Origin of the sequence: Jeotgalibacillus malaysiensis (assembly GCF_044789845.1) — a bacterium.
Lineage (GTDB): Bacteria > Bacillota > Bacilli > Bacillales > Jeotgalibacillaceae > Jeotgalibacillus > Jeotgalibacillus malaysiensis_A.
In genome coordinates, this window is record NZ_CP085252.1 from 2,892,286 (window position 1) to 2,908,955 (window position 16,670).

Here is a 16,670-nt window from a genome sequence, read left to right on the forward strand (position 1 = left end):
TATGGTGAACTGGTTCAAACGTAAAAAGAAAGATCCAATGAAACAAAGCGGACGCAATTCAGCAACTGAAGCCTCTGCATTGGCAGGTAGTGATATAGAATCTTCAGACCGCGAAGTAGAAACACAGCTTATCTTCCACCCTTCTACTCCGGCTAATGATGAAGAAAGATATTATTTTCAGTTTCTAAATAATGAATTACCTCCTCTTAAAGCCAATCAGCTTTCACTAGCTGGGATTGAACTGAAGGAAGACAATCAGCATTTACATGTACAGGTTTTTGTAAGGAACAGTCTTCCAAAAGGGGTTAAGATTGAGCAAGCTGATCTTGTGCTTCAGGGTCCTGACGGTGAGCAGCTGGCTAGCCAGTCATTTGATTTTTCGAGACTCGGTGAGTTGCAGCCGGAATCAAGTATGCCATGGGTATTTACTTTCAGACCTGAAAGCGTAACAGCTGCTGAAATCCCTGCAACTGACTGGATGCTATCTTTTCAGCTGAAGCACCCTCATAAGCTGGAGCTTGACCCTTCATGGGAACAGTCTATTGCAGAAACAGATCGAGAGCAGCTGGAGCAGCTTGTAAAGAGTCTGCAGGCTCCAAAAGCAGGCGAGGTCAACTTTATGGGTATCTCAGCAAACTATGCAAAAGATGGTTCGCTTCATACAGCAGTTCTGCTTAGAAATGGCAGTGACAGAAAGCTGGAGCTAAGACAACTGCCACTTGCAGTAGAAGATGCAGTAGGAGATATGGTCGCTTCAGGCGGATTTAAGTTTGATGCGCTTGAGGTGAACCCTAATACGAGTAAGCCGTGGACGTTTGTGTTCCCGGCAGAGATGGTAGAGAAGAAGGATGCGGATTTTAGTCGGTGGAGAGCTTATCCGTTGAAGCAGAAATAAGTGGTTTGGGACGACGCCTTGGACGGGGCGTCGTTTTTTTGTTGAGGTGGTGGAGTGAAGGGTGGGGTCAGACCCTACCCTTCGCTCTTACATACTTCGCCAGATGGCAAAGATCCCTTAGTTTCTCCAAGGTCATTAAGAGAGTGTGGCGTCGAATCCCCCTAATTGGTGATGGAATACTCGAAAAGGTGATAGATTTACCGGCATTGGTGATAGATATATTGCGGCTTTTATACTTAATGAGCGAATACATACAATTGGTGTCGTAATCTTTTTGAAAGGTGATAGATTTAAGGCGATTGGTGAGGGGATTACCGATGTGTGGCCTGGGGATGGTGCAGCGAAGGGCGGGGTCTGACCCTCTACTTCGCTCTCTCCCCGCCTCTTCGCCATCCCCTTCCCCTTCTCTCCCTCCGCCACACCACAAAAACCCCGCAAAAAAACGCCTCGTCCCTGACGAGGCGTTCCCGGCCACCAACCAGGCCGTTTCGTTTATATGTGAGAGGAAATCTGATTTACATGTTCAGTTTACCACTCTCTGGAATGTGGTACAACAGGATTTGTCAAAATTTCTTTTCGAGTGTGGAGCTGAGTATGGCAAAACCGAGCATGAGGACGAAGATCAGATCCAGTAAGCCGGTATGGATGGCGATGGTCATTAAGGTGAGTACAAATCCGTATGCAATCGTCTGATAAGATCTGTTCCCCATTTGCTGCATCTGATTATAGAGCACCGTAATAAATAGACCAATCAATCCAAATCCTACAACAATCCCTGCATAGCCGAAGTCTGCGAAGAACTGACCGAACAGTGTCGGCGTTGTGGTCCGTCCGGGACGTGTAATGTAGATCCCTTCTTCAATTGTCAGTGAATTCGCAATTTCTGATACCTTCATACGAGGTGATGTCTGCTCACCTGGCAGCACAGGGCTGAAGATGCCTTCATGAATTTCCCCAAGCAGGTATCCTTGTTCATCTGTATACTCGATAATTTTACTCAGTACAACGTGACCTGTGACACTTTCGTTGTTCAGCGCGCGGATAACAGCCGGCGTTTCTTCCATGTTTGCACGCAGCATCTGATTGCGTTCTTCTATCTGTTCCACATTTAGCTCATCCGACACCTCCGGCAGGTCGCGGCTGTTGAATGGGTTGGATGGGTCTTCTGTTGCGAAGCGATAGAAGCCGAACATGGAGAATACTAGGCCGACTGCAACGAGTGCACCGATAAACCAGGTGAACTTGATCTTTTTAACCATATAATGAAAAATGATGATCGCTGTAAATAGCATGATCACTAAAGGTGTTCTGTAACCCATGACTACGAACAGACCAGCTAGTAATGCAAATAACAGTATAAACAAGCCAACCTTTTTTTCTTTCACAAGGAAGAACCAGCTGATTAAAAACAGTCCTGAGAACCAGAGTAATGCGCTCAAAAAGTTGAGCTTCGGATCAAGCGCTCTTCTCGCTGCTTCATCACTGATACCGATCTGCCCTGAGCCGATCATCAAAATATAGGCAATCAGGCCGAGCCATGCAAGGGCAAATAACACCCAGATGCTTTTGCCCTGCAGTTTGTCAGAAACTTTTACAGTGAATCTCCAGTTCTTGCTGCGCACAACCCAGACCATGAGCCAGTATACGGCAAGTCCGAGCAGCACTGCCGGCAGGATTGAATAAGTTAAGCCAAAGTAGTCGAAGCGGCCAAAGTCAAACAGGCTGGTGCCGAAATAAGCTAATACGACAAACGGAAAGAATAAGTATGGTGAAAAGACATCAATCCGGTTTAATTCCTGTAATGCGTGTCTGAATTTCATCCTCTATTCCCTCCCCTTGCGATTAATTCTTTAAATGGCTGACTTTTCAGCAGGAACAGTCCGGCTGCATAGACAATGATACCTGTCACACCGATGATTGCCAGATATAAAATGATTGGCAGTGACGGGATCTGAGTTTGCTGAAGTCCGTAAAGTACTGCGGTCATCACGCTTCCTGCGATCAGTACCTTCAGCATGTTCCAGCCGATCTTTTTCAGGTTAAAGCCTCCAGTGATTTTATAAAGTGTAGTGAATGTCATGATGCTGTAGAGCATGCCGACGACTGATGATGCGAGTGCCAGTCCGACTGCGCCGAAGATACTTGAGAACCACCAGTTGAAAATGACATTTAACACAATGGAGATCATGCCGATTCTGAGCATGTAATGCCCTTTTGACATCGTGTAAAAGCCTTTTGCGATGACGGCCTGGATACTGTAAAACAATACGGATCCGACATAGAAAATGGCGTATGTAGCAGTATCTGCAGTCGCTGCTGCGTCAAACTGTCCTCTTTCGAAGAAAATTTTCACGAGCGGTTCCATCACGAGGATCATTCCGGCAATCGTCGGGAGCAGGAACATGAACATAAAGATCAGTCCTTTTTCAATTCCCACTTTAAACTCATCCATCTTTTGATCAGCGTAGGCTGAGGCAATCAATGGGAAGACGAGCGTTGCGATTGTGACTCCGAAAATAGCCTGCGGGATATTTACCAGTCTGAAAGCGTAGTTCAGGTTGGATACGACCCCTGTCTCCATTTGCGCTGAAAAGATTGAATCAACGGTCAGGTTAATCTGTCCAATGGCAATAGTTAGGCCGACTGGGAGGAAGATCAGGTAAAATGCCTTCACTTCTTTTCGGTCAATCTTCTGCTTCCACGCCATAAAGCGCTTCGGCTTCAGATAAACGAGCTTGATTAAAAATGAGATGATCGTTCCAATCAGATAACCGATTGGCACCGCATAAATTCCAAGCTGACGGTAGAATAAGAATGAAAATCCGATCATTACAAGAACAACGACTGTTTGTGAAAAGGTTGAGAATGAGAACTTTTTCTGTGAGTCAAAGAATCCTTCGTAGACGGCGTTCATACCGACAAAAATGATTGCGACAAAATATATAATGGCTGTCCAAGTGGCGATTTCAAAGCCGTTTTCATAGCGGCCGAACTCAGGGTACAGCAGTCTCATCAGAAATGGTGAGACGATGATCCCGATGATTGAAATGCCGACTGCGATCCAGAACGTTCCTTTTACCACGTTGGTCAGGTGTGAAAAGCCTTTACCTTCCCGATCGAACCGGTAATAGCTCGGCAGAAACGCATCCTTCATACCTGTGAGCATAAAAAGAACGATGGCATTTGGAATGGTCATCGCAGCAAAATAAATATCTGACTGCCCTGAAGCACCAAACAGCCCCGCGATCGTCATGTCGCGGAGCATGCTTGAGAACTTTAACAGCAGTGTTGAAAATAGAAATAAAATACTGGCTACTTTAAATTTAGACATCATTTGCTCCTTACTTCTTCAGCACCTCTAATAGAAATACCGGAAGAATCAGCTGTCTTTTAATGCGCTTTGGCTCTTTTAACAAGCGGTAAAACCACTCAAGTCCCAGACGCTGAAAGCCTTCCGGGGCGCGCTTGATTCTGCCTGAGAGCACATCAAATGACCCGCCGACTCCCTGGAAAATGTGCGGATGCAGCTCGTGCATGTTGTCCACAATAAAATATTCCTGCGCAGGGCTGCCCATTGCGACAAACAGTATATCAGGCTTTGCATCGTTGATCGTCTGTCTGATCACGTCAGGGTCTTTTTCATAACCGTTAAGCGTACCTGCTACCTGAATGCCGGGATACATTTTCTCAAGACCGGCTTTTGCTTCGTCTGCAATACCCGGCTTTGCGCCAAATAGAAAGATTTTTTTCTTTCTAACTTGAGCCTCCTGACAGATTCTGAGCATCATATCAATTCCCGTCACGCGGCGCTTAATCTTCCCCTTTTTAAACTTGGAGGCAAGAATCACACCGATGCCATCCGGAATCTGAAAGTCAGCGCGGTTCAGCAGATTTCTTAGCGCTTCGTCCTGCTGGGCTTTCATGATTTTTTCCGGGTTAATGGCTACGATAAACGAGTTTTGGTGTTCTTCTAATCTTTTATAGAGTGCGCCTATCAGCTCGTCATAATTGAGCGGACTGACATCGACTCCGAGATAATTTTCCTTCATTTCATCTCACCTATCTCACTCTTATTCAGAGTGCTTTGAGTCACCTAACAGTCCGAATGCAAAGCCTGCTTCTTCCCACTTCACACGGTCAATGCAGTTTTTAGTATCAAGTACAGCTGCTGTACGCATATCGGATTTGAAAGCTGCAGGATCGAGTTCTTTAAATTCATTGTGATCTGTCAGGATTAGAACCAGATCAGCATGGCTGACTGCTTCTGTAAAGTCCTGCGTCTGACGCGGCACTTTGTTTTCTTTTACATGCGGGTCATACGCTGTATAATCAACGCCTGCTTCCTCAAGCTGACGTAATACTTCAAGTGAAGGGCTCTCACGTACATCATCCACATTTCCTTTGAAGGCAAGACCAAATACTGCCACGCGACCGTTTGAGATCTGCTCTTTCTGGAAATATTTCTGCACACGTTCAACTGTATGCTTAGGCATACCATCATTTGTATCACGTGCAAGGTGGATCATTTTTGCAAGATCCGGTGCCAGCTCAACAAGGAACCATGGATCAACAGCGATACAGTGACCGCCTACACCAGGACCCGGTTTATGAATGTTTACACGCGGGTGGAAGTTGGCAAAATCAATTGCTTCCCAGATATTGACGTCAATTTTCTCAGCGATTTTTGCAAGCTCATTGGCAAATGCAATATTGATATCGCGGTACGTATTTTCAATGACTTTTACAAGCTCAGCTGTCGTTGCATCTGTTAAATGGATTTTTCCTTTTACAAATGTCTCATACAGCTCTTTTGTTTTCTCTGAAGATTCCTGACTGATGCCGCCTACGATGCGGTCATTTTGCACAAGCTCTTCGAAAATTTTACCCGGGATCACGCGCTCAGGTGAATGAGATACAAGAAGCTCTGTTCCGAACTCAAGACCTGTTTCCTTCAAAGCCGGCAGCATCACATCTTCAACCGTACGCGGCGGCACCGTTGATTCAAGGATCACAAGGTTGCCTTTTTTCACAAAAGGAACGATTGATTCTGTCGCTTTTCTTACGTAATCAAGGTTTGCAGTCTTATCTTCATTGATTGGAGACGGGACGGCAATGATAAATACATCGGCTTCCTCAGGCGTCGTTGATACAGTTAACGCACCTGCATCCACTGCCTTTTCAAGGTATTCCTGAAGACCGTTTTCTTCAATATGAAGCTGTTTATTCTGAATCATGCTGACTGCCTTTTCATTTACGTCAACACCATGAACTTTAATGCCATTATTTGCAAACATTACTGCAGTCGGAAGGCCAATATAGCCAAGACCTACAACACAAATTTTTTCAAACATACGATACGTACTTCCTTTCATCGGCTTATCTGTCATAAACCTGCCTATTATTATATCGAAAAAACGCTCAAGTTGACATAGTCATACGAAAAGAATTTCCGCTTCGACCAATGGAATGGTAGTGAACCCCGCCATCAAGCATGTCGCCCGGGTCAAAGCAATTTCGTCCGTCAAAGATGAGCGGACGCTTCATGTGGCTTGTGAAAAATGCAGGCGCCTGCTCTTTGATCTGCGCCCAGTCTGTAATGATAAATGCAGCTTCCGCCCCGTTCAATGCTTCTTCAAGTGAATCAGTATATGTCAGGTCAGGGAAAACGGCTTTCATTTTATCCGTTGCAATTGGATCATACGCGATAATCTCAGCACCCTTGTGCTTAAGCTCTTCAATAATCCGGATCGCAGGTGATTCTCTCGTGTCATCTGTATTCGGCTTAAATGCAAGTCCGAGCACAGCAGCTTTTGTCCCTTTTTGGATCGCGCTGTATTCATTCGCTTTATCCATCAGCTTATTGTGCTGCAGCTCATTTACTTCAAGCACAGCATTCAGCATGCGGAACTCATAGCCCGCTTCAGCTGACATTGACGTCAGTGCCTTCGTGTCCTTTGGGAAGCATGAACCGCCAAAGCCGATTCCCGCTTTCAGGAACTGGGTGCCGATCCGCTTATCAAGACCCATTCCTTTTGCGACAGCCTCCACGTTTGCACCGGTGAATTCACATATGTTTGCGATTTCATTGATAAAGCTGATCTTTGTTGCGAGGAATGCATTCGACGCGTATTTAATCAGCTCAGCGCTTTTCGTATCGGTCTGCACGACTGGAATGTCAAATGGCGTGTAAAGCGCAGCCACCTTTTCAACCGCAGGCTCGTAATTACCGCCGATCACGATGCGGTCTCCGTGAAATGCATCATGAATAGCATTTCCTTCCCGGAGAAATTCCGGATTGGAGACTGCATGCGCTGTGTGGTTGGTGCGAGAGCGAATGATGTCTTCAACCATTTCGTTCGTACCAACTGGCACTGTGCTTTTCGTGATGACGATCGTATCGTTTGTGATCGTGTCGGCGATTTCTACTGCTACCTTTTTCACAAAAGACAGATCTGCCTGACCGTTTTCACCCTCAGGCGTACCGACTGCGATAAAGATCATGTCTTTATTTTGGTACGCTTCAGTGCGGTCTGTTGTAAAATGGAGCCGCTCCTCGCGGATATTTTTCTGCAGCATGTCATCAAGTCCCGGCTCATAGATCGGAGACTGACCACTTTTCAGCAGTTGAATTTTTTCTTCGGAAACATCCAGACAGGTTACACGGTGTCCGACCTCTGCCAGGCAGACACCAGTGACGAGGCCTACATAGCCTGTACCTGCTACTCCTATATTCATCATGTTCATTTATCCTTTCTGACGTGCCATCAGTTCCTCAAGATAATCCATGAGGTCCTCTTTCAGGTCTTCCCGTTTCAAACCGAGTTCAAGCGTGGCCTTTATAAACCCAAGCTTATCCCCCACATCAAAACGGTTCCCTTTAAAATAGTAAGCGAGCAGCGGCTGCGGCATCTGCCTTAGCGCATCTGTCAGCTCAATTTCATTCCGGTCACTCGGCTCAAGGTTCTCAAGTATATTAAAAATCTCAGGCTGCAGAATATATCTGCCCTGAATGGCTAATGTTGAAGGTGCTTCTTCTATAGAAGGCTTTTCAACCAGACTGTCGATTGTGTATAGCTGCGGGTTAATCTGCTCACCTGGAGAGACAATCCCGTATTTCGAAACGTCTGCTTGCGGCACTTCCTGCACGCCGATCACAGAGCTTCCTTCATGCTCATCATACACATCCATCAGCTGTTTCAGACACGGCGGATCTGCTTCTACAATGTCATCACCTAAAATGACCGCAAACGGCTCCTCCCCAATAAAGCTCCTCGCACACAAAATCGCATGCCCAAGCCCTTTCGGCTCCTTCTGCCTGATATAATGAATATTCGCGAGGTTCGAAATGTGCTGCACCTGCTCAAGCAGCTCACGCTTTTCCTTTTTCTCAAGCGTCTCCTCAAGCTCATACGACTTATCAAAATGATCCTCAATCGCACGCTTGCCCCTGCCGCTAATGATAATGATATCTTCAATGCCTGATGCAATGGCCTCTTCCACTATGTACTGGATCATCGGCTTATCTACAATCGGCAGCATTTCCTTCGGCTGTGCCTTCGTCGCCGGGAGCATACGCGTTCCTAAACCCGCCGCCGGAATAATCACCTTCCTCACCTGCTTCATCCATCATCCCTCCGCTCATATCTCTCAATCTCACTATTATAACGCAAATGATGGAACCGCAGATAGCAAAACGTGATTTTGCACATTCTCTAATTGTATGCCACCCCTCAAAGAAGCGCCAGTCACATATATGAAATTTAAACGAACTGTAAAAAATGTAACCAGAGAGGTGAGTGGTGACTCTATCTAAAGTCTTATATATAATGGGGGGAGAGCGAAGGGCGTGGCCTAGAGCGAAGGGCGGGGTCAGACCCTGTCCTTCGGTGGCGGGGGTGGCGTAGTGAAGGCGGGGGTCAGACCCCCGCCTTCACTCCCAATACATAGAGAACATGCAATGGGGGGATTTGTAATGAATGTCGGGTCGATTATTAAGTATTACCGGACGAAGAAAGGGCTAACGCAGACTGAGCTGGCTGAAGGCATTTGTTCGACTTCTCATTTGAGTAAGATTGAGACGAATATGTATTCTGCTAACGAGGAGACTGTTAATTTACTGCTAGCGAAGCTGGATTTGAAGCTGGATGATATTACAGGGGATTTGCGAGAAGTTCATGAGACGCTTGAGTCTTTTATTCATGCGATTTTCATGCAGGATCGTGAGTCGATTGAAAATTTATATAATGAACTTAGAGAAAAAGAAGATTATATATTAACAAGCGAGTATGTGAATTTATATCATTTATATATGTTGAGGTATCATCTATTTCATTGGAATGAAGAAAAAATACAAGAATATATGGGTTTAATAAAAAAAATTAAAAATACTTTTGATCCGATAGAAAAAAACATTTTAGTGTTTTTCAGAGGGTTTCATCATTCAATGAATGAAAAATATGAAGAAGGCATTACAACAGTTCATGAGTTTTTGAGGAACCCTCTTCCAGTAGGCGGGATGTGGATAGGTGAAGCAAGTTATATGTTGTCACATCTTTATACTTCACTCAATCAAAACGAAGCTGCATTAACTTTTAGCAAAAAAGCATATGACGTCTTTCTAACTGAGTCAAATTTTATTCGCCAAGTTCATTCACAAATGATTCTTGGTATTAGCTACATGAGATTAAACCTTCACTCTGAAGCACTAACAGTTTATAAATCTCTTTTAAGAAATACCAGAATGTTTTTTAAAGATAATCTTTATCCTGGCGTGTTAATTAATTATGCCCGTTGTCAATATTTGCTCAAAGAATATGTTAAAGCTGAGAAAGCAACGAATGAAGCAATTGATCTTTCAGAGCCATTTTCATATAGTTTTGGGACCTCATTGCTCATATGGCTTGAATGCAGAGTGAAACTTAATAAGATTGACAAAAAATGGCACTCAAGAATGCGGCTATTAAAAGAAACAGATACAATAATTGGAGATAAATACTTTTTTCACCATTCAAATTTTCTTGAAAAGTATGAATTTTCCCAATACGATGGAATTAAATATGCGGTAAAATATTTATATCCCCATCTCATTAAGCTACAAAGCTTTAGCGATGCACTGGAAGTTCTGGAGAAGATCATCGACTATTATGAGTCTGTAGGCGATACAGAGAAGGTTGCACATTATTACAGCCAATGGAGAAAATTAATTAAAAGGGAGAGGACATTAAATGTTTAAATTTAAAAAAATTGCTATTTCATTATCAGTAGCATTAACATTAATTGTTAGTTTTGGTGCATTTAGCACTGATTTAAGTGGAGAATCTGTTCATTTTGCTTCAAATGACGAGTTTTCTACAATGGATAGAGACAGAATTGTAAAACCACCAGCTTAATTACATTTTTTTCTAGCATGATTTTCCCAATAGACGAATATAGACATTTATACTACAATAAGATTATGAAATGACCCAGCAATACCCTCTCATTGGCCGCTCGATTATCGGGCGGCACTTTTTTGTGTTTTTTAACATTTTTTCATTTTGTAATAATGATCTGGGTGGTCAAAACAATTTTTCTAAAAAAATATTCGACGGTTTTTGACAAAAAAATCGTTTTTTTCCCAAGTTAAAACCCTCTCTTCAAATTTGATGAGAGGGTTTTATGGTGCGCTTCGGGTTCGGGCATTCATTACTGAGCCGCCTCCTCTGTTTTCAGCTGATTGGTAAGCTGCATAAACAGGTCACGGTCTCCTTCCAGCAGGGCTTTGTCGATGAGTCGATACAGGTTCTGCATTTCAAGGTTGCCAATTTCTTCATTCATCGCTTCTTCCTCCTCATCCGCCAGAATCTGCTCCGCGTAGAATTGTGATACTGATTTTAGATGATCCACAAGATCCGAGATTTGAAGCAGTTGAAATAACGGGATCCTGAAGATGCGTGTGCCTCTTTGAAATACAAATATATCTGTGAGATTTTCAATTTGTCTGGTTTTCAGGTTAATTCTGATTTCGTTAGATTCAACAGGGATAAATTGATATACTTCATCCCCTTTCATCACTGAAAAGTATTGATAAGCAAATACTAATTTCAGTTCATGACCTTCCTGGAGCGTATAGAACGGCTTCATCATCTTGACGGTTAGCAGCATTGTTCTCCCTCCTATTCTGTTTCTGTCTCGACCACATCGCGCGGCCCTGCTGAGCCTGCCGGAACTTCAGCTGACTGGTCATTGGAGTGACTCGTTCTCCCGCTCCATCCTTTGACTTAATTACTACAGAATCACTTGGCAGCGTGTCATTTTGGTTAAGTCAGATTAAGCACTAAATATTTTTTAAATATTCAGTACTTTAACATAATTATCGTATATTTTGCAAGAAATGAAAAGGATAAATGTTTGAATAATTTTTGGAAGTGCACATTTGACATGGGATGTTCACAAATGAAGGGTGGGGTCAGACCCTGGCCTTCGCTGTGGTGCGGGATTGAAGGCTGGGGTCTGACCCCACCCTTCACTTCACCCTCCCCTCCTGATGCCCTTAGGTAACCAAAAGCACTTATGTCTTTTAACCAACAAAAAAACTTCCCCCATCTACATGGAGGAAGTCGATTATCTTTAGTGCCATCCATTCGCAATATGTCTTGCGCGGATAACACCTTCTATTTTCTGCAGCCGTTCCATAATGTCTGCAGCTTCTTCATCGTTCAGTTTGTTATCGATATCTATCAGCGTGTAGGCAAATTCACCTCGGCTACGGTTAAGCATGTCGGCAATGTTGAAATTGCGTTCTGCGAGCAGCTGGGAGAATTGTCCGAGCATGTTCGGGATGTTTCGGTGCATGATGGTCAGGCGGCCGGGTGATGTAAGTGGCAGGCTGACGTTTGGCAGATTGACTGCGTTTTTGATATTCCCTGTTTCAAGGTAATTTTTCAGCTGTCTTGCCGCCATGACTGCACAGTTTTCTTCAGATTCTGTCGTTGATGCACCAAGGTGCGGTGTTGCGACTACATTGTCCATGCCGAAAATGTCATCGCTTGGGAAGTCGGTGATGTATTTACCGACTGTACCGTCTTGAAGCGCTGCTTTTAATGCCGCATGGTCAACTAGTTCCCCGCGTGCAAAGTTGATGAAATGAATGCCTTTTTTCATGGACTTAAATGCTTTTTCATCAATGATACCTGTTGTTTTCGGGCTGAGCGGCACGTGGATCGTGATAAAGTCGCACTGTGAAAGCAGTTCTTCAAGCTGGTGCACACGCTGTACGCTTCTTGAAATCAACCAGGCTACGTCTACTGACACGAATGGGTCGTATGCCATGACTTCCATATCAAGTGAGAGTGCATCGTTGGCTACGACTGAACCGATGTTACCGAGGCCGATGACGCCGAGCTTTTTACCGGCTACTTCATGACCGATAAATGCTTTTTTGTTTGCTTCCACTTTGTCAGGGATGTCCGTTTCCCCTTTTAGCGAGTGAGTCCACTGAACGGCACGGAACAGGTTACGCGAGCTTGCGATCAGGCATGAGATGACAAGTTCCTTTACCGCGTTGGCATTTGCACCAGGCGTATTGAACACGACGACGCCCTGTTCTGAACATTGTTCGATCGGGATGTTGTTGGTGCCGGCACCAGCTCTGGCAATCGCCTGAACTGAGTTTGGGATCGGCTGGTCGTGAAGCTTGTGGCTTCTGAGTAAAATCGCATCCGGTTCATTGCTTTCGTTGATTTTGTACTGTTCGTCTAACAATTTAAGTCCTGCATCGGCAATTTTGTTGTAGGTCTGAATCTGGTATGTCAACGTAGAGAACCTCCTGGGATATTAAAGATTATAATGGGACGCTGGCGGGCTGTGCTCTATGCAACCCGTCAGCTGATGTATTTTAAATACATTGCAGCTTCGTACTATTAATATAGAAGAAAGACGAAATAAAATTGTGAAAAGCTTCAATTATTTTCAGCTTCTCAGTAACTACTTCACCTTCTCCTCAAATTCCCGCATCGCACGGCACAGCCGCTCCACATGCTCAATCGGCATCGCATTATACATACTCGCCCGCATGCCGCCTACTGAACGGTGCCCTTTTAACTCAACAAGCTGTTTAGATGCTGCGAATTCAATAAAAGCTTTATCGGTTTCTTCGCTACCCGATTTAAAAGGAATATTCATCAGTGAACGGTTTTCCTTTTTAACCGGCGAATAAAACAAGCTTGATTGATCAATTGCTTCATATAATAGTGACGCTTTTTCACGGTTGCGCTTTTCGATTTCTTTCACACCACCGAGTGAGTCGATCCATTCAAGCATAAGTCCGATCATATAAATACCGAATGTTGGTGGCGTGTTGTAAAGTGAATCTGAATTTTCATGCGTTTTATAATCGAGCATGGTTGGCAGATTGTCGGGTGCGTGTCCGATCAGGTCGTCACGGATAATGACGACGGTAACTCCGGACGGTCCAAGGTTTTTCTGGGCGCCTGCATAAATGACACCATAATCGCTGACGTTAATCTCTTCTGAAAGGATTCCTGAAGACCAGTCATTAATGATTGGTGCATCTGTTTTTGGCAGCGTGGTAAAACGAGTTCCTTCTATAGTATTGTTACCTGTGATGTGTACGTAGGATAAGTTTTCTTTGTGTGTAATCTGAGAGAAATCCGGAATATTTCTAAACTGGGTCTCTTCGGATGTTGCTATGACAGTCGTTTGTCCGACCTTTTTAGCCTCTTTCAGTGCTTTTTGGGACCATGAGCCTGTAATAATGTAGGCCGCTTCGTGATCTTTTTGTAACAAATTTAACGGGATCATGCTGAATTGTAACGAAGCACCCCCCTGTAAAAATAAAATTTTATAGTTTTCAGGGATATTCATGACTTTTTTCAAAAGGTGTTTTGTGCTCTCTAAAATGTCTTCGAAGGCTTTCGATCGGTGGCTCATCTCCATAACCGACATGCCAGCGTGATTTGTGTCGACGAGTTCAGATTGCGCTCGCTTCAGTACTTCAAGCGGCATTGCTGAAGGTCCCGCCGAAAAGTTAACGACTCGATCCATCAATATTCTACTCCTCTCTTACACTTTAAATCATTAAACTATCCTTTCCAATAATGTAGTATAGTATAGTCCTCACGCGTACACATGTCAACGCTGTATAGACAAATTAGCGCGTAATGTAATTGTTATCTCTCTCTAATGGTTTTGTTATTGCTGTGAAATGTATGCGTGTTATGCTAGGTCCTGTTAGTGAAAAGGAGGTAATTCAATCATGAAAAAACAAATCGTTGCACTAACTGCAATCGCAGCATTATCTACAGGCGCAGCAGCGTCAGCATCAGCAGCAGATTACTCAGTCAAAAAAGGTGACACTCTTTGGAGCATCTCTCAAAATAATAATGTAACAGTAGAACAAATTCAGAAGTGGAATAATCTTTCTTCTACTCTAATTTTCCCGGAACAAACGCTCAAGGTATCTGGTGAAGCAGAAGCTACAACTTCAAACGACACTTATACAGTAGTGAAAGGCGACACACTTTATAAGATCGCGACAACACACGGTATTACTGTAGGTGAACTTATGAGCTGGAATGGCCTTTCAAGTGACCTCATTTTCCCTGGACAGGAATTCTCAGTAGTTGGACAGGCAGCGGCTCCTGCTCAAGCAGCAGCGCCAGCTCAGGAACAGCCGGCTGAAGAAACAGCTCAGGACTCAGGTCAAACTCAGTCAACTGAAGGCGTATCAGGTACAGGTGGAGAAGCACCATCATCTGAAGCAGTTCAGTCAATGACGGTAACTGCTACAGCTTACACTGCATATTGCACAGGTTGCTCTGGTGTAACAGCTACAGGAATTGACCTACGTTCAAATCCTAACCAGAAAGTAATCGCAGTAGACCCTAACGTAATCCCACTCGGTTCACGTGTATGGGTTGAAGGTTACGGCGAAGCGATCGCTGGAGACACTGGCGGCGCAATCAAAGGGAATAAAATCGACCTATTCATCCCTTCTCAACAAGACGCTCTTAACTTTGGCGTACAAACAGTAGATATTAAAATCCTAGACTAATAGGTTTACCATATTGAATACCCCCGCTGCTGCTGCAGCGGGGGTATTTTTTGTGAAGGCCAGGGTCAGACCCTGGCCTTCAGTTTTTCGTCGAAGGACGGTAGGCTTGGGGTGTGGGCTTGGTTAATTCGCTCACCTTTAGCAAGTTATCTTTCACCTTTTCAGTTTATTAAGTCATCAATTTGTTTATTCGTCTTCAGGCTTCGATTGCGCGATTATATCTATGGCCTTCTGGTTTATTACGTCACCTTTAAATTTTATTCAATCATCTTTTGAATAATTCGCCGGCCCGGTCTGACCAGCCCCTACAAACGCCACATTCTCTTGATGCTTTGAAGGGCGGGGTCAGACCCCAGCCTTCGCTCCAGCCATCGATCGAGAACTCGCCCTTCGCTCTCCTATCAGTAAATCAATCCGAAGTGTCTATTGAACACAACGTCCTGATTTTCATCCGGCGTAACGATTCGGATTGTGTACAGGTCGCCTTCCTGTTCGATTAGTTCTGCGCGGATGACTGTAAATGTTGTGTTGGTGCGATAGTTTGATTCTGTGTAGTTTAGTGCTTCTTCTGCTGATAATGTGAAGATTTCATCCTCTGTATCAAAGGTTTTTCCTTTATATTGATCAAGTTTCCATTTGCCGTTTTCATTTACAATGCTGAGTGAGAACTTGACGATTGAAGTGAGTGCGTTACCGGGTTCAACAAAGCTGATTGTGATCCGGTCTTCTGTATTTTCAAGAAGTTCGTAGTTAATCCGGTGTCCGATTACCGCTCCATAGAAGAACCCATCACATGCTCTGCATTGTTTAATAAAGTTCTCTTTTACTTCAGGCTCAATATTCATTGTAATGGTTTCACGCATTTCATTCTGGAAGCTTTCATATGGTAATGGGTCTTCCCAAGGCTCAGTTTTTCCTACATAGTGGTAAAATGTGTTCTGCATTTCTCTCACTGTACATCTCACCTGTACAAATGCCTGGTCCTCATTTAGCTCAAAATTTTCATAATAACGGTCGATGAAAGCTGCAAGCTGGTAGCGTGTGACACTTTGATAGGATGAAAATGTGTCAGGCGTTGTGCCTGTTGTGATCCCTGCATCTACAAGCGCTTTTACATACGGTGCTTCCCAATCATCAGCATCTACGTCACTAAATCCGGTATCCGTATCGTTTTCATCAAATGGCAGGTCGAACCCTTCCACAAGCATTTTGGCAATTTGTGCCCGGTTGAGTGACTGTCCAGGGTTGAAATTCCCTTCGCTGTCCCCGCTCACTACACCCTCTTTTTCTAAAAGTGTAATGTAATCATGGCCCCAGTAGGTTTCGTCAATGTCAGGGAACTCACTAACTTCCTGTGTTGCATGCGCATTCCCTAATCCAACCGCCAACATTTTCGCGGCCTGCGCACGGGTCACCTTCTGATACGGACGCATCTCAAATTTCACTTCATGATTCGGCAGCTCCACTCTATACCCACTCATAATATCCTTATGAAACACATTCAAAATCGGCTCATAAGCATCACTGTCCTTACCCACATCTGTAAAAGGACTATACGGCTCAGGCTCAGCCCCCTCAGCGCCAACAGCAAGCCCTAGTGACAATGCACCTGCACCAAGCGTTGCAATCATACTTTTAGTTAATTTGTTCATTGTATGTAGATCCTCCTTATAGTTTGTACGAAGTGCGGGGTCTGACCCCGCACTTCGCTCTGCTCTAGCC

The 16,670-nt window shown here is 44.2% G+C and carries 14 protein-coding genes; 4 read left to right on the plus strand and 10 right to left on the minus strand.

Annotated elements, in window-relative coordinates; all coding sequences use genetic code 11:
• The first annotated feature begins 1 nt into the window (after position 1).
• Positions 2 to 895 carry an accessory Sec system S-layer assembly protein gene (locus tag LG330_RS15120; protein ID WP_404405249.1) on the plus strand — a complete coding sequence of 298 codons (894 nt, stop codon included), beginning with the start codon at positions 2 to 4 and terminating at the stop codon, positions 893 to 895.
• A gap of 563 nt (positions 896 to 1,458) precedes the next feature.
• On the opposite strand, the gene LG330_RS15125 is transcribed toward LG330_RS15120, so the two are convergent.
• From LG330_RS15125 to galU, 6 genes are all read right to left on the minus strand, one after another.
• Entirely contained in the window at positions 1,459 to 2,715 is a 1,257-nt protein-coding gene (locus LG330_RS15125) for an oligosaccharide repeat unit polymerase (RefSeq protein WP_404405251.1), read from the minus strand.
• Complete coding sequence (gene murJ, locus LG330_RS15130) at positions 2,712 to 4,226, minus strand: murein biosynthesis integral membrane protein MurJ (protein ID WP_404405253.1); 1,515 nt, start codon at positions 4,224 to 4,226, stop codon at positions 2,712 to 2,714. The genes LG330_RS15125 and murJ overlap by 4 nt, the downstream gene beginning before the upstream one ends.
• 10 nt (positions 4,227 to 4,236) lie before the next feature.
• Positions 4,237 to 4,944 (minus strand): WecB/TagA/CpsF family glycosyltransferase, encoded by a 708-nt coding sequence (locus tag LG330_RS15135; protein WP_404405255.1) that lies wholly within the window; start codon positions 4,942 to 4,944, stop codon positions 4,237 to 4,239.
• 21 nt (positions 4,945 to 4,965) lie between these two features.
• Complete coding sequence (locus LG330_RS15140; protein ID WP_404405257.1) at positions 4,966 to 6,246, minus strand: nucleotide sugar dehydrogenase; 1,281 nt, start codon at positions 6,244 to 6,246, stop codon at positions 4,966 to 4,968.
• A 67-nt stretch (positions 6,247 to 6,313) separates the two neighbouring features.
• Positions 6,314 to 7,633 (minus strand): UDP-glucose dehydrogenase family protein, encoded by a 1,320-nt coding sequence (locus tag LG330_RS15145; protein WP_404405259.1) that lies wholly within the window; start codon positions 7,631 to 7,633, stop codon positions 6,314 to 6,316.
• A gap of 6 nt (positions 7,634 to 7,639) precedes the next feature.
• On the minus strand, positions 7,640 to 8,518 hold the full coding sequence (gene galU, locus LG330_RS15150; RefSeq protein WP_404405261.1) for a UTP--glucose-1-phosphate uridylyltransferase GalU: 879 nt from the start codon (positions 8,516 to 8,518) through the stop codon (positions 7,640 to 7,642).
• Positions 8,519 to 8,867: 349 nt separating this feature from the next.
• Here galU and LG330_RS15155 point away from each other — a divergent pair, with 349 nt between their 5' ends.
• Together LG330_RS15155 and LG330_RS15160 are read left to right on the plus strand one after the other, a co-directional pair.
• On the plus strand, positions 8,868 to 10,127 hold the full coding sequence (locus LG330_RS15155) for a helix-turn-helix domain-containing protein (protein ID WP_404405263.1): 1,260 nt from the start codon (positions 8,868 to 8,870) through the stop codon (positions 10,125 to 10,127).
• The gene (locus LG330_RS15160; RefSeq protein ID WP_404405265.1) at positions 10,120 to 10,284 is read left to right on the plus strand and encodes a hypothetical protein; all 165 of its coding nucleotides are present in this window, start codon (positions 10,120 to 10,122) and stop codon (positions 10,282 to 10,284) included. Before LG330_RS15155 ends, LG330_RS15160 begins: the two co-directional genes overlap by 8 nt.
• Before the next feature lie 295 nt (positions 10,285 to 10,579).
• Here the strand turns inward: LG330_RS15160 and LG330_RS15165 are convergent, their stop codons facing one another.
• From LG330_RS15165 to serC, 3 genes are all read right to left on the minus strand, one after another.
• Positions 10,580 to 11,038 carry an IDEAL domain-containing protein gene (locus LG330_RS15165; protein ID WP_404405267.1) on the minus strand — a complete coding sequence of 153 codons (459 nt, stop codon included), beginning with the start codon at positions 11,036 to 11,038 and terminating at the stop codon, positions 10,580 to 10,582.
• A gap of 465 nt (positions 11,039 to 11,503) precedes the next feature.
• Complete coding sequence (locus LG330_RS15170; RefSeq protein WP_404405269.1) at positions 11,504 to 12,688, minus strand: phosphoglycerate dehydrogenase; 1,185 nt, start codon at positions 12,686 to 12,688, stop codon at positions 11,504 to 11,506.
• Between the two features lie 171 nt (positions 12,689 to 12,859).
• Positions 12,860 to 13,939: a 3-phosphoserine/phosphohydroxythreonine transaminase gene (gene serC, locus LG330_RS15175; RefSeq protein WP_404405271.1), complete on the minus strand. Its 1,080-nt coding sequence runs from the start codon at positions 13,937 to 13,939 to the stop codon at positions 12,860 to 12,862.
• A gap of 211 nt (positions 13,940 to 14,150) precedes the next feature.
• Here serC and LG330_RS15180 point away from each other — a divergent pair, with 211 nt between their 5' ends.
• Positions 14,151 to 14,948, plus strand: coding sequence for a LysM peptidoglycan-binding domain-containing protein (locus tag LG330_RS15180; RefSeq protein ID WP_404405273.1), 798 nt, complete (start codon positions 14,151 to 14,153; stop codon positions 14,946 to 14,948).
• A 401-nt stretch (positions 14,949 to 15,349) separates the two neighbouring features.
• Here LG330_RS15180 and LG330_RS15185 read toward each other — a convergent pair whose 3' ends face one another.
• The gene (locus tag LG330_RS15185) at positions 15,350 to 16,600 is read right to left on the minus strand and encodes an S-layer homology domain-containing protein (protein WP_404405275.1); all 1,251 of its coding nucleotides are present in this window, start codon (positions 16,598 to 16,600) and stop codon (positions 15,350 to 15,352) included.
• Positions 16,601 to 16,670: the final 70 nt, after the last annotated feature.